Below are 14,783 nucleotides of genomic sequence, written 5' to 3'. Positions count from 1 at the left end.
ATTTTTGCTCTACAGTTAATAGGGTCTTAAATTAAAGGAGCCTGTGACATGTCGAAAGATAAAAAAGAGCAAAAACTCACCCATCAAGCGCCGCATAAAGGGCCAGAAACCGCGCAGCCGGGATTGGGTGATTTAGCGCCGAAAGGTGGCGGACATCAACCGCCAGCCGAACCGACGCCGCCGGGTAAACAGCCCACCGCGCCCGGCAGCCTCAAGGCACCTCAAACCCATAACGCCAAACTTGATCAACTGGATGCATTGCGTAAAAACGGTGAAAACGCTGACTTAACCACGAATCAAGGCACGCGCATTGCCAATGATCAGAACTCGTTACGTGCCGGTTCGCGCGGGCCAACCTTATTAGAAGACTTCATCATGCGTGAAAAGATCACGCATTTTGACCATGAACGTATCCCCGAACGTATTGTTCACGCGCGCGGTTCGGCGGCGCACGGCTATTTCCAACCTTATCGCTCGTTAGAAGCGCTGACCAAAGCCGGCTTCCTCAGCGATCCCGACCAAATCACACCCGTCTTTGTGCGCTTTTCCACGGTGCAAGGAGGCGCAGGATCGGCGGATACCGTGCGCGATATCCGAGGTTTTGCCACCAAGTTTTACACCGATGAGGGCGTTTTTGATTTAGTCGGCAATAACACGCCGGTATTTTTCATTCAGGATGCGCATAAATTCCCGGATTTTGTGCATGCGGTGAAACCCGAACCGCATAATGAAATTCCGCAAGGACAAAGCGCGCATGACACCTTCTGGGATTATGTGTCGTTGCAGCCCGAAACGCTGCACAACGTGATCTGGGCGATGTCCGATCGCGGCATCCCGCGCAGCTATCGCACCATGGAAGGCTTTGGCATCCACACCTTCCGCCTGATCAATGCAGAAGGCAAAGCCACTTTCGTGCGTTTCCACTGGAAACCAGTAGCGGGCAAGGCTTCGTTGCTGTGGGACGAAGCGCAAAAACTCACCGGTCGCGATCCAGATTTCCATCGTCGCGATTTGTGGGAAGCGATTGAAGCCGGCGATTACCCGGAATATGAGCTGGGCTTGCAGCTGATCCCGGAAGAAGATGAGTTCAAATTCGATTTCGATATTCTCGATGCGACCAAACTGATCCCCGAAGAGCTGGTGCCGGTTGAGTTGGTGGGTAAAATGGTGCTCAACCGCAACCCGGATAACTTCTTTGCTGAAACCGAGCAGGTGGCATTCCATCCGGGGCATATCGTGCCGGGCCTGGATTTCAGCAACGATCCGCTGCTACAAGGGCGCTTATTCTCATATACCGATACGCAAATTAGCCGGTTGGGCGGTCCTAATTTCCACGAAATTCCGATTAACCGTCCGGTTTGCCCTTACCATAATTTCCAGCGTCAAGGCATGCATCGTACGGAAATCGATACCAATCCCGCCAATTATCAACCGAACTCGATCAACAATAATTGGCCGCGTGAAGTACCGCCTGCGGCGAAACAGGGCGGATTTGAAAGTTATCAGGAGCGCATTGAAGGCAGTAAAGTGCGCGAGCGCAGCGCGTCGTTTGGCGAATACTATTCTCAGCCACGGTTATTTTGGCTCAGCCAGACGCCAGAAGAGCAGCAGCATATCATCAGTGCGTACTCGTTCGAACTGAGCAAGGTGGCGCGCCCGTACATTCGTGAGCGTGTGGTTGATCATCTGCTGCACATTGATGTCACGCTGGCGCAAGGCGTAGCAAAAAATCTCGGCCTTAAACTCAGTGATGCGCAACTGAAAACCGCACCGCCAAAGGATGTCAATGGCCTGAAGCAAGATCAAACCCTGAGTCTGTATGCGCAACCGAGCGGTGATATCAAAGGCCGCCAGGTGGCGCTATTACTCAGCGATGGCGCGAAAGCCGCCGATGTTTTGGCGATTTTGCAGGCGCTGCAAGCGCAGGGCGTACACGCCAAAATTCTCGCGGCGCATATGGGGCAAATCCTTGCGGATGATGGCTCCGTGCTGCCGATTGACGCTACCTTTAGCGGCCTGCCTTCGCTGACATTTGATGCGGTGATTGTGCCGGATGGCAACATTGATGCATTACTGCTGAGCGGCGATGCGCGCTATTTCTTGCTGGAAGCGTACAAGCATCTGAAAGCGATTGGCTTGAGTGGCGATGCGCGCCGCTTCAAAGCGCAGTTCAGCGTGCAGGATGATCAATCTGAAGCCGGATTGATTGAAGGAGACAACGCCGAAGGGGACTTTATGCCCGACTTCCTGGCGGTGATGGCCGCTCATCGCGTGTGGTCGCGCAGTAAGAAAGCGTTGACCGTCGCGGCATAGCGTTAGACGAAAAGAAGCCCGCGTGAAGCGGGCTTGGTAGAGAAGCTACCGAATGATCTCGTAGTGAACGCGTGCTGTGTTTGCTGCCACAGGTCGTGGCCGACTCATTCTACAGTAATATTTGGTTACTGGTCATAGGAGTTCGCGATGGTCAATCATAGAGTCTTTCGCGCCATACCTTCGTAGGGTCGCCATTTATGGTGACCGCTGTGCTTAATACCCAAACTCGATTCACCACCTTTCTTAGAACAGACTACTCTGATAATTAACCCTAAATGGCTGACTTAACCGCAATCGTCTGCCATCGCCACATTTACATGCTTAACTCTGTGCTGGGCCGAAAACAGAGGACAGAATGCAGCTAAAAAGGAAAATGGATTCGCTGGCGACATCTGATTCAGGTTTGCTGAGAAGCATCGTGCTGTCGGGCGTGTTTTTGATTGTCGTGGTGGTGGGCATGAGCGCCTGGACGCTGCGGGAAGATTGGCTGGCAACGGTGCATCAAACGCAGGAAAGCGCCATGAACCTGGCGTTGTCGCAATCGCGCCAGGCGGAAGACACCTTCCTGCAAACCGAACTGTCACTCCGTCAGGTGCAGCGCGATTTACAAATCCAACTGGCGACCCACATTCAAGGTGCGGATCTCAGTAGCACCATGCGCGAATTGCAGCATCGTCTGCCGCAACTGCATGGCCTGTTTTATTACGATGCCGACGGCAAGTGGATTGCTACTTCAGCCGATCGCGTGCCCACCAACATCAACAACTCAGATCGTGAATATTTCACCTTCCAGCGCAGCAACCGGCGCAACAGCGTGCACATCAGCCCGGTGATCGAAAGCCGCAGCACCGGTGATTTGGTGATTCCTGTTTCATTGCGCGTCAGCGATGCGGTTGGCAATTTTAAAGGCGTGCTGCTGGCGACCATCAAAGTGGATTATTTCCGCCGCTTCTACAGTTATTACGAACTTGGCGCGCGCGATGTATTGGTGCTGATGCTCGCTGACAGCACGGTGCTTTACGCGCGTCCGATGCCCGACAGTTTTATTGGTAAAAATCTCTCTGCCAGCCCGCTGTTTCAGGAGATGTTGGCGAAAATGGATCGCGGCGGCGGCGAGTGGCAATCGCTGCTGGATGGTCAAACGCGCATCTTTGGTTTTGCACGTTCTGACCGTTATCCGCTGATTGTCGCGGCGGGCTACAACAGCAGCGATCTGTTCCATGTTTGGGTCAATGGCCGCGCGCAGGACATTATTCTTACGCTGCTGTTGCTGCTCACTATCTTATTGCTGGGGACGTTTCAGCTGCGGCAGGCGCGGCGCGTATTGCGCTATCAGCAGGAACTCACCGAGCTACGTGACGAACTGCATCATGCCAACCTTGCCTTAAATAAACTGGCGCACCTTGATGGGCTGACCGGATTAGCTAATCGACGCGAGTTTGATCGTTACTTGCAAGACGTGCTGGACAGCGCCACGTCCAGCGGCAAACCGCTCACGCTTATCATGATTGATGTGGATTACTTCAAGCATTACAACGATAACTACGGGCACATTGCCGGCGATAATTGCCTGAAAGTGGTGGGCAAGGTGCTGGCGTCATTGGCGATGCGCCGCGTAGATATGGCGGCGCGTTATGGTGGCGAGGAGTTTGCGCTGATTCTGCCGGATACGTCATTCACTGCGGGCATGGCGATCGCCAATCGCGTGGTGGAGGCGGTGAGAGCAATGAATCTGCCGCATATTGCGTCGACGCAAGGCCATCTGACGTTAAGCGCGGGTTGTGCCACGGTCACTTCGCCAGCGACCACCTCGGTGGTAAATCTGCTGGAGCTCGCCGATCACGCGTTATATCAGGCGAAACACGCCGGGCGTGACGGCGTGAAAGGCGTGCAAGTCTAACCGTAGGGTCGCCATTTATGGTGACCGATTTGAATCGACTTATTCCACCGCCGGAAGCTGATACTTAATATATTGACGCAGCGCTTCATGCATCCGGCTGTTCTCCTCATCCTCTAAACCGCGTTCTTCATATTCTTTCGCCAGCTGAATAATCACCTCATCGTATTTCCCTTTAAAGGTGATGTTATTTACCGCAACTTGTTTGATCATCAATTCACGCAAAGCGGCGACCTCAATCTTCAGGTTGCTAACATCCTCTTCCAGCTCTTTTACGCGGTCTTCACTCGACATATAACCTCCGGGTGTTAATCAGTTTTTGCAGTTTTGGGCAGTGTAATATAAGCAGAATATCGCAAGGAAATCACAGTTGTAAAAGAACATTATTTCGCAACGGGTAAATCGGAAAAACGCGTGGTGTAGGCGGGCGAGAGCATTTCACGCTTCATCGACCACGGCTTCTGTATGCCTTGCCCGGCAAACCATAACGCACCGCGCTGGTGGGCATTGATCTGATCCATCAGCGCCATTAGCTGATCACTATTGCGGCGCGGTTGATATTCGGCAAACAGATCAAACTGAGCCACACCATCGCTAAAGAAATCGCCCAACATGACGCCGCCTTTCATATAACGTTTGCCGGGGATCCAGATACGATCCAAACAATTCAGCGTAGCCTGGATAATATCGCGGCTATCAGCCGTCGGCGTTATCAAGGTTTGACTGGCCGCATTGGCATAATAAGGATGATGCGGATCGTGCGGGCTGGTGCGAATAAAAGTGCTGATGTGGCGACAATATTGCCGTTCACTGCGTAACTTCTCGCCAGCCCGCGCCGCGTAATTGGCGATCGCTTCGCGCATGTCTTGATAGTCGGTAATGCGATCGCCAAAAGAGCGCGAACACAAAATGTTTTGTCGATTGGGGATCACCTCGTCAAACGCCAGGCAGGCTTCGCCGCGCAGCTCCCGAATCGTGCGCTCCAGCACCACACCAAAATGTTTACGCATCAGCGGGATGGGCGTTTCCGATAACTCAAAGGCGGTGTTAATCCCCATCAAATTGAGCTTGGCGGTTAAGCGTCGCCCCACGCCCCACACCTCAGCGACCGGCACCAATTTCATCAGTTCCCGCTGGCGCAGCGGCGCGGAGAGATCCATCACATTCTCGGCTTTGGTCCAGCGCTTCGCCGCCCAGTTCGCCAGTTTCGCCAGGGTTTTGGTCGGGGCGATGCCCACGCCGACGCGCAAATGGGTGTCCTGATAAATGCGATCGCGAATATCGCGCCCCAGCTGATCCAGCGACATACAGGCGCTGATGCCGGTGACATCAACAAACGCTTCATCAATCGAATAGATATCCACGCGCGTGGATATCTGCTCCAGCGTCTCCATCACGCGCCGCGACATATCGCCATACAGCGCATAGTTGGAGGAGAACACCACCACTTTGTGGCGCAGCAACTCTTCGCGCTGCTTGAAGTAGGGCGCGCCCATCTTGATGCCGAGTTTCTTGGCGGCCTTATTCAGCGAAATAATGCAGCCGTCGTTGTTCGACAGCACCACTATCGGCTTGTTGCGCAGGTCCGGGCGAAACACGGTTTCGCAACTGGCGTAGAACGAGTTCACATCCACTAAGGCATACATAATCAGCCGATGGTTTTGATTACATGTTTCACCACGCCGAAGATCTCAAACTGATCGACATCTTCAACCGGGATAATTGCGTGTGCGGCATTCATCGGTTTGAGGTGCAAATAAGGGCGCAGCATCAGCAATTTCACGGTGAATTCCCCCTCAAGCGAGGCCACTACCATGTCGCCATGCTGCGGTTTCGGCGAGCTGTCGACGATCAGCATGTCGCCTTCGGTGATACCGCCTTCGATCATCGAATCGCCACTGACTTTAATGAAGTAGGTTGAACTAGGGTGATCCACCAACAATTCGTTGAGATCGAGCCGTTGCTCAACGTAATCCTGCGCCGGCGACGGGAAACCGCACGGCACGCGGCTGATAAACAACGGTAATTCTAAAATGGCGCGGATCTCCGCGGGCTGATAAAACTGCATGGCTATCGCCTCAAAATGATACTGTATTTATATACAGTAATAGCGATCAGCCCGATCGATCAAGCCACAACACGCCAGTAATGGCAAAGCAGTTGGCAGGAAAGGGAATTTAGTTTTTGTAGGAAAACCGCTAACCAGGATGACAAACAATCCGTAGGGAATTTCTTAAAATGTCCGATTTGGCCTGGTGCATATTGTTTTTGCCACATCGCCTGTTTAATATCTGCGCAAAATTAATGCCATATGTTTCCATAAAAAACGTCGTATATGCGATGCTTTGAGCGAAAAGATCAGCAAAGGCAGTAACGCAGCGTTGATGGATATTCAACGTTTATCAGTAAGTTATGACAAGGATTGTTTGATGTTATCCCGCCTGTTTCCTAAGCGTGTTGGTGGCTATGCCGCGCTTGTTGTCTTGTTTTCATCGGATCTCATTGCCGCAGAGTTAAGCGCGAACGAACCGCTCATCTTGCAGCAGCAACGACAAAAGGCGCTGGAGCAGCAACTCACGCCAACCGCGCCAGATGTGCGTCTGGCACCGCCTTCCTCCAGTTTTGGCCGCATCCAATTTCCTGTTGAAACTCCGTGCTTTGCCATTGATCGCGTGCTGCTCAGCGGCGGCGATGCTTTGCCACATTGGCTGCCGTTACAACGCATCAGTAATCAGGCCGTGGGGCACTGCTTAGGCGGCAAAGGCATCAATCTGCTGATGAGCGCGCTGCAAAACCGTCTGGTGGATCACGGCTACATCACCACGCGCGTATTGGCACCCGCGCAGGACCTCAAAAGCGGCGAGTTAAAGCTGGTAATTGTGCCGGGTAAGGTGCGCAACGTGGTGCTGACACCTGACAGCAATCGTTATGTCACGCTGTACAGCGCGTTTCCTGCACATGACGGCGAATTGCTGGATCTGCGCGATATCGAGCAAGGTTTGGAAAACCTGCAACGTTTGCCAACCGTACAGGCCAGCATGGAAATTGTGCCGGGCGCACAGCCAGGCGAGAGCGATATTCGCTTAACCCGACAGCAGAGCAAAATGTGGCGCGTGGGTGCATCGCTGGATGACTCAGGCACGCGCAGCACCGGACGATATCAGGGCGGCTTAACGCTATCGCTGGATAATCCGCTGTCACTCAGCGACCTGTTTTACCTCTCCGCCAGTCACAATATTGGTAATCACTCGGACAAAGGCAGCAGCAACCTTACCGGACATTACTCGGTGCCGTTTGGTTACTGGACCGCCGGATTCACCGCCAACAGCTACGACTATCACCAAACGGTGGCCGGATTAAATCAGGATTACCGTTACAGCGGCAAAAGCCAGAATGTGGATTTCCAGCTCAGCCGGGTATTGCACCGCAGCAGCAGCCAGAAAACCACTTTCACCTACGACGTGCTGGCCAAAGAGTCGAAAAACTTCATTAACGACACCGAAGTCGAGGTACAGCGCCGCCGAACGTCCGCCTGGCGCATTGGCTTGCAGCATCGTCATTACATCGCGCAATCCACGCTGGATGCCGGTGTCAGCTATCAACGCGGCACTCGTTGGTTTGGCGCCATGCCCGCGCCAGAAGAGTATTACGGTGATGCCACGGCGCTGGCCAAAATCCTGCAATTCAATGCGCAGTGGGCGGTGCCGTTCACCGTGGCGAACCAATCGTTCCGCTACAACGTGCAGTATCAGCGCCAACTGAGTAACACGCCGCTGACGCCACAGGATCAGTTTTCCATTGGCAGCCGCTGGACGGTGCGCGGTTTCGATGGCGAACGCAGTTTGAACGCCGACCGCGGCTGGTTTGTGCGCAACGATCTGGCCTGGAGCACGCCGCTGCCGTCGCAAGAGCTCTACCTCGGCGTCGATTACGGTGAAGTGGGCGGCAACGGCACGCAATATCTGGTCGGTAATCATCTGGCGGGCGGCGCAATTGGCGTGCGTGGTTCGGCATTTAACCTCGGTTATGACCTGTTTGCTGCTACGCCGTTTTCCAAACCGGCGGGCTTCAAAACCGATGCGCTATCGTTGGGTTTTAGCCTCAACTATCAATTTTAAACCCACAGCCCGCACGGAACTGCCGCGCTGTTGATCTGTTAAGTAAGGATGCTGCAATGAACAAGAATTTCTATCGCGTGGTGTTTAACAAAGCACGTGGCATGTTGATGGTGGTACCCGATATTGCTGGCTGCGGCCAGGCGTCATCATCGCCATCTTCCGGTCTCGGTTATGCTTCGCGTCGCCGCATTAGCGCGCTCTCTACGCTGCAATTTGCGCTGTTAATGTCATTAGGCTGCGTCAGCGTCGTCACGCAAGCTGCGGTGGTGGCCGATGGCAGCGCGCCGGGCAATCAACAAGCCACCATCATCAATTCTGCCAACGGCACGCCGCAGATCAACATCCAGACCCCAAGCAGCGGCGGGGTTTCGCGCAATGTTTACAGCCAGTTTGATGTCGATAAACGCGGCGTGGTGCTCAATAACGCGCACGGCAACAGCCAATCGCAGCTGGCGGGAATGATCAGCGGCAACCCGAACCTGGCGCGTGGTGAAGCGAAAGTCATCCTCAATGAAGTCAATTCCGCCAATATCAGCCAACTCAACGGTTTTGTTGAAGTGGCTGGCCAGCGTGCGCAGGTGGTGATTGCCAACCCATCCGGCATTACCTGTAACGGCTGTGGCTTTATTAATGCCAATCGCGCCACCTTGACCACCGGCCAGGTGCAGATGAATAACGGTGTGATCAGCGGTTACGACGTGAATAAAGGCGAGATCGTGGTGCAGGGCGCGGGCATGGATTCGCGCCAGCAGGACAGCACCGATTTGATCGCGCGCGCGGTGAGCGTTAACGCGGGTATTTGGGCTAATGAACTCAACATCACTGCCGGGCGTAACACCGTCGATGCCGATCATAATGTGGTCAACGCGAAAGCCGCAGACGGCAGCAGCGCACCGGGCGTCGCCATTGATGTCGCCGCGCTGGGCGGCATGTACGCCAACAAAATCCGCTTGCTGGGCACCGAGAAAGGCGTCGGCGTGCATAATGCGGGCACTATCGGCGCATCGGCGGGCGACGTGATCGTCAATGCCGATGGCAGCATCAGTAACAGCGGCACCATCGCCGCCAGCCAGCACGCTACCTTGATGGCGGCGGCGATTAACAGCACCGGCACGCTGGCGGCTGGCGTCAAACAGGATGGATTGCTGGGAGCGGCGGGCAATTTGACCCTCAACAGCCAGGGAGAACTGAAGGTGAGCGGCCAGGCGCTGGCGGCGGATCAGTTGGTGGCCAGCGGCAGCAACGCCAACTTCAGCGGCAGCCAGACGCAAGCGAAAGACATCGCCTTGCGCGCCAACAGCGGCGACGTGAGCACTGCCAATGCCACCGTGGCGGCAACGCGCAAACTCACGCTTGCCAGCAAAGGTACGATCAATAATAACGCGGGCAAAATCTCTGCCGACACGTTGGATCTCAGCGGGCGTACTTTGCTCAATCAGCGCGGCACCGTGCAGCAGCTGGGCGCCGACGATCTGCAACTGACGTTTGCCGATGGCATCAATAACGCCAGCGGCACGCTCGCCAGCAACAGTCGCAATTTCACGCTGAATACCGCCATTTTCGATAACCAGCAAGGCTCGATGCTGCACCTCGGCAGCGGCGATTTAGCCATCTTCGCCTCACAGCTGAACGGAACCCAGGGTTCGATTCTCAGCAACGGCAAGATGCAAATCAGCGGTAGCAAACTGCTGCTGGATAACGCCACCACGCAGGCGCAACAGCTGAACGTCAATGCGGATTCGCTGTCGCATCGTCAGGGCAAGATGATTCAAACCGGAGATGGTGCGACGGCGGTCACGGTGGCGGGTGCGCTGGATAACCAGAACGGAAAAATTGCCAGCAACGGTGATCTGAATATCAATGCTGGCAGCCTGGATAACCAAAGCGGGCAACTGATCGCCGGGCAACAAGGTTCGATGCACATCGAATCACGCAGTTTGCTGAACAATCAGCAAGGCGTGATTGCGGCGGCGGGGGCGCTGTCGCTGAACAGTGTGGGGTTGAACAATCAGGGCGGTTTGCTGCAATCCGGCAGCGCGATGGCGCTGGATGTGCAAACGGGCGATCTGAATAACCGCAACAGCGGCAGCAATGGCGGCATTGTTAGCGGCGGCAGCTTGTCGCTCAACGCCGGTAATATCGACAACAGCAGCGGATTTATCGCGGCGAGTGGAGATGCCGCGCTGACAGGGCACGCCTTCAATAACCAGCAAGGTACGCTGGCGAGCGATGCGGCGATCAATCTGCGTAGCTACGCCATCAATAATCAGAGCGGAAAAGTGCAGGCGGGCCGCGTGTTGGCGGTGGACACGCAAGGCAATGGGTTGACCAACTTGGGCGGCGTCTTCAGCGCCGGACAAACGCTGACGCTTCTTACCGGCGCGTTGCTCAACAGCGCGGGACAACTGCTGAGCTCTGGTGCATTGCAGCTGGATAGCCAAGGCCAGCAGCTTGATAACAGCAACGGTGTGATTGCGGCGGCGGGCGATGCACAACTGACCACGGACGCGCTGAACAATATTGGCGGTCAGTTACAAATCGCCGGTAACGCGTTGATCAACGCCGCCACTCTCGATAACAGCAGCGGATTGATGCGCAGCGGCCAAAGCCTGGTCCTAAGCAGCACGCAACTGCTTAACCACAATACGCAAGGCGACAACCTTGGCGTGGAAGGCCAATCGGTCACGCTGAATAGTGATGTGATCGACAACAGTAATGGTGCCATTCGCGCCACTAATCGACTAGCGATCAACAGCGCCACGTCGCTGGATAACCGCAGCGGTTTGGTGTCGTCAGGGGCGGCATTAGCCATCAACGGAGGTAAATCGCTGGCGTTGAGCAACACCGGCGGCACCTTGATTGGCGGCTCAACATTTGATCTCAATGCCAACCGCCTAAGCGGCGATGGTCGCGTGTTGTCGCAAGATGCGTTGGCACTGGATTTACAGCAGGCATTTTTCAACCAGGGAGAGGTGATCGCCAACGGCAATCTGACCTTTAACCTCAATGGACAAGGATTGGTAAATCAGTCGTTGATGCGTGCGGGTGGGGTGCTAACCCTTAACGCGGGCAGCCTCGATAACCAACAACCGGCCGAAATCAGCGCCCATGAAAACCACCTGCTGATCAGCGGCGATGTCACCAACCGCGGCCTGCTCGACGGCGGTTTGACGCATATCACCGCCACATCGCTGACCAATCTTGGCCGCGGGCGCTTATACGGTGATCACATTGCGTTGCAGGCCAACACGTTGAACAACCTCGCGGAAAATGGCACGGCGGCAACCATTGCCGCACGCGATCGGCTGGATATCGGCATGCAAACGCTGAACAACCGCGATCACGCGCTGATTTACAGCGGCGGCGATCTGGCGATTGGCGGCCTGCTTGACGGCAACTGGCACGCCAGCGCGCAAGGTTCGGTGTTCAATAACCACAGCGCCACGCTGGAATCCGCCGGTGATATGAATCTCAACATCGGCCAGATCAATAACGTCAACGATCATCTGGTGATGGAAACCGTGGTGGTTGAGCAATCATCACATCACGAAGCAGTGCTGAAGGGCGCGGTAAACCGTTTTAACTGGGCGGATGTGGATACCAGCTACAAAAACAAATATGGCGTGCATGATGCGATCATGCCGGATGGCACGCGCGGCAACGAGTTTTATGAATACCAATATCAGCGCACCGTCACTGAAACCCAGGTCAAAGAGAGCGAACCGGGCCAGTTTATCGCCGGTGGCAATCTGACCATCACCAGCAATCAGGTGAACAATCACGACAGCCGCATTGTGGCGGGCGGTTTGCTGAGTGGCGTCATCGGCGAACTGAACAACATTGCCACGATGGGTGAGCGGGTGATCACCGATATCGGCAAGCAAATCCGCTGGTATGCGAAAAAATCCGGTGGCGGCTTGGGCGGAACCAAAACCTCGCAGGGTAAAGACACCAGCAACTATGCGCCCGATGTGATTTATCAAACCATCGATCTGCAAACGATGCGCTGGCAGGGCAACGCGCCGGTGAACGGCAGCGGCACCGCCATCGGCGATCGCGACACCACGGGCACTAAGGTGAAAATCATCGATGCAGGTGCGATTTCGGCGGATACCGGGCAAACGGCAATTACGCCGCCGCCGGGGCAGATTGTGGAGATCGTCCAGCCAGGCAGCGATGGCAATAACACGGTGATTCGCGCCATCGGAGCCAATACCACCTTGCCGGACAGCAGCCTGTTTACCATTCATCCGGGCAATGATGCGGCGTATTTGGTCGAGACCGATCCACGTTTCACCAATAACAAACAGTGGCTGGGCAGCGATTACATGCAGAACCAGTTCACGCAGGATCCGAACCATGTGCTGCGCCGCCTTGGCGATGGCTACTATGAACAACAGCTAATTCGCCAACAGGTGATTGCCGTGAGCGGCAATCGCTATCTCAGCGGCTACAGCAACGACGAATCGCAATATCAGGCGTTGATGGATGCGGGTGTCGCCTTCGGCAAAAAGTATGGATTAACCCTCGGCGTGGCGCTGTCGGCACAACAAATGGCGTTGCTTACCAGCGACATGGTGTGGCTGGTGGCGCAAACCGTGACCTTGCCTGATGGCAGCACGCAGCAGGTGCTGGTGCCACAACTGTATGCGCGGGTGAAAGCCGGTGACGTGGATGGCAGCGGCGCGTTGCTGGCAGGCAACGCGGTGTCGCTCAACGTCAACAACGATCTGACTAATAGCGGACACATCAACGGCCGCAGCGTAACGCAACTCACGGCGGATAATCTCAACAACAGCGGCTTCATTGGCGGCGACAAAGTTGATTTGCGGGCGCGCACCGACATCAATAACATCGGCGGCACCTTGCAGGGCGGCAGCAGCCTAACGGCGATTGCCGGTCGCGACCTTAACAGCATCAGTACGCTGGGCGGTAGCGTGGGCAACATCACCTTTGACCGTCCAGCAGGCATTTACGTACAAAACGATAACGGCACGCTTGGCTTGCAGGCATTGCACGACATCAATCTAACGGCGTCGCAAATCAGCAACAGCGGCGCGGGCAGCAACACGCAGATCATCGCTGGCAACGACCTCAACCTGAATACGCTCACCACCACCAGCAGCGAGCGCGGCGACTGGGGCGGTGGCAACGACCGTACACTGTCGCAAAGTAACGACATCGGTAGCCAGATTAATGGCGGTGGCAATGTGTCACTGTCGGCAGGCAACGACATCAATGCCAAAGCGGCGACAGTCACCGCGCAGGACGCGCTGAGCCTGTCGGCGGGCAACGACATCAACCTCAGCAGCGGCAACGCGGCGTACCATCTGACCGAGAACAGCCACCAGAGCAGCGGCGGCATGTTATCGAAGAAATCCGTGACTACGCACGACGAGGTACAAAGCCAAAGCGCGATAGGCAGCAGCCTGAGTGGCGACAGTGTGACGATGCAGGCGGGCCGTGATCTGACGGTCAGCGGCAGCAGCGTGGTCGGCACCCAGGACGTAGCGTTGGCGGCGGGGCGCGATTTGACACTGACCACTGCGGATGAAACGCGGCAGGAAAACCACCTGCGCACCGAGAAGAAAAGCGGGCTGTCAGGTACCGGCGGCATCGGCTTCACGGTAGGGCAAAGCTCGTTGAAAACCGGCGACGACGCAATAACCCGCAGCAGCGCAGGCAGCACGGTGGGCAGCACCGCTGGCAATGTCAGCCTGAGCGCGGGCAATAATCTGACGGTGAAAGGCTCCGATGTGCTGGCAGGTAAAGATCTCAGCCTGAGCGGCAGCGAGGTGAATATCCTTGCAGCGGAGAATCAGAGCACGCAGAAACACACGGTAGAGCAGAAGCAGAGCGGGTTAACGCTGGCGCTGTCCGGCACGGTGGGTAGTGCGATTAACACCGCGGTCAGCACGGCAAACGATGCCAGCAAGCAGACCAGCGGACGTCTGGCGGCGCTGGACGGCATGAAAGCGGCGCTGGGCGGCGTCCAGGCGTATCAGGCGAACTCGCTGGCGGAGGCGGGCGGCAGCGAAGGCAGCGTGATTGGCGTGAACCTGTCGTACGGCAGTCAGTCGTCGAAATCCGAGCAGACGCTGACGCAGAGCCAGCATCAGGGCAGCCAGCTGACGGCGGGCAATAATCTGACCATCAACGCCAGCAAAACCGACGTCAACATTCAGGGCGCGCAATTGCAGGCGGGCAAAGACGTGAACCTGAGCGCGGCGCGCGACGTGAATCTGAGTTCGTCGCAGGACAGCCAGCGTCTCGACGGCAAAAATGAAAGCCAGGGCGGCTCAATCGGCGTCGGCATCAACTTCGGCCAGGGCGCGAACGGGCTGTCGCTGAATGCCAGCGTTAACAAAGGCAAGGGCAGCGAGAACGGCAGCGGCACCACGCACAACGAAACCACGGTTAACGCCGGGAACAAGGTAAACATCAGCAGCGGGCGC

General features: G+C 55.8%; 7 protein-coding genes. 4 read left to right on the top strand and 3 right to left on the bottom strand.

All coding sequences use genetic code 11. The features are described 5' to 3' along the window. Nucleotides 1–48: 48 nt before the first annotated feature. Nucleotides 49–2,313, top strand: coding sequence for a catalase HPII (gene katE, locus ACPUC7_RS20180; protein WP_494924233.1), 2,265 nt, complete (start codon nt 49–51; stop codon nt 2,311–2,313). A 355-nt stretch (nt 2,314–2,668) separates the two neighbouring features. Beyond that, nucleotides 2,669–4,213 (top strand): sensor domain-containing diguanylate cyclase, encoded by a 1,545-nt coding sequence (locus ACPUC7_RS20175; RefSeq protein WP_494924232.1) that lies wholly within the window; start codon nt 2,669–2,671, stop codon nt 4,211–4,213. 39 nt (nt 4,214–4,252) lie between these two features. On the opposite strand, the gene ACPUC7_RS20170 is transcribed toward ACPUC7_RS20175, so the two are convergent. From ACPUC7_RS20170 to umuD, 3 genes are all read right to left on the bottom strand, one after another. Continuing rightward, entirely contained in the window at nt 4,253–4,504 is a 252-nt protein-coding gene (locus tag ACPUC7_RS20170; protein WP_343553784.1) for a hypothetical protein, read from the bottom strand. Nucleotides 4,505–4,593: 89 nt separating this feature from the next. After that, complete coding sequence (gene umuC / locus ACPUC7_RS20165) at nt 4,594–5,856, bottom strand: translesion error-prone DNA polymerase V subunit UmuC (protein WP_494924231.1); 1,263 nt, start codon at nt 5,854–5,856, stop codon at nt 4,594–4,596. A gap of 2 nt (nt 5,857–5,858) precedes the next feature. Then, complete coding sequence (umuD, locus tag ACPUC7_RS20160) at nt 5,859–6,278, bottom strand: translesion error-prone DNA polymerase V autoproteolytic subunit (RefSeq protein ID WP_343553782.1); 420 nt, start codon at nt 6,276–6,278, stop codon at nt 5,859–5,861. Between the two features lie 361 nt (nt 6,279–6,639). Here umuD and ACPUC7_RS20155 point away from each other — a divergent pair, with 361 nt between their 5' ends. After that, nucleotides 6,640–8,328, top strand: coding sequence for a ShlB/FhaC/HecB family hemolysin secretion/activation protein (locus tag ACPUC7_RS20155; protein WP_494924304.1), 1,689 nt, complete (start codon nt 6,640–6,642; stop codon nt 8,326–8,328). 56 nt (nt 8,329–8,384) lie between these two features. Next, a partial coding sequence (locus tag ACPUC7_RS20150) for a two-partner secretion domain-containing protein (protein ID WP_494924230.1) occupies nt 8,385–14,783 on the top strand: 6,399 nt, incomplete at its 3' end.

It is taken from the genome of Pantoea sp. CFCC18179, assembly GCF_059412405.1.
Note: the sequence above shows the minus strand (reverse complement) of the source record. Positions and strands in the feature narration are given on the sequence as shown.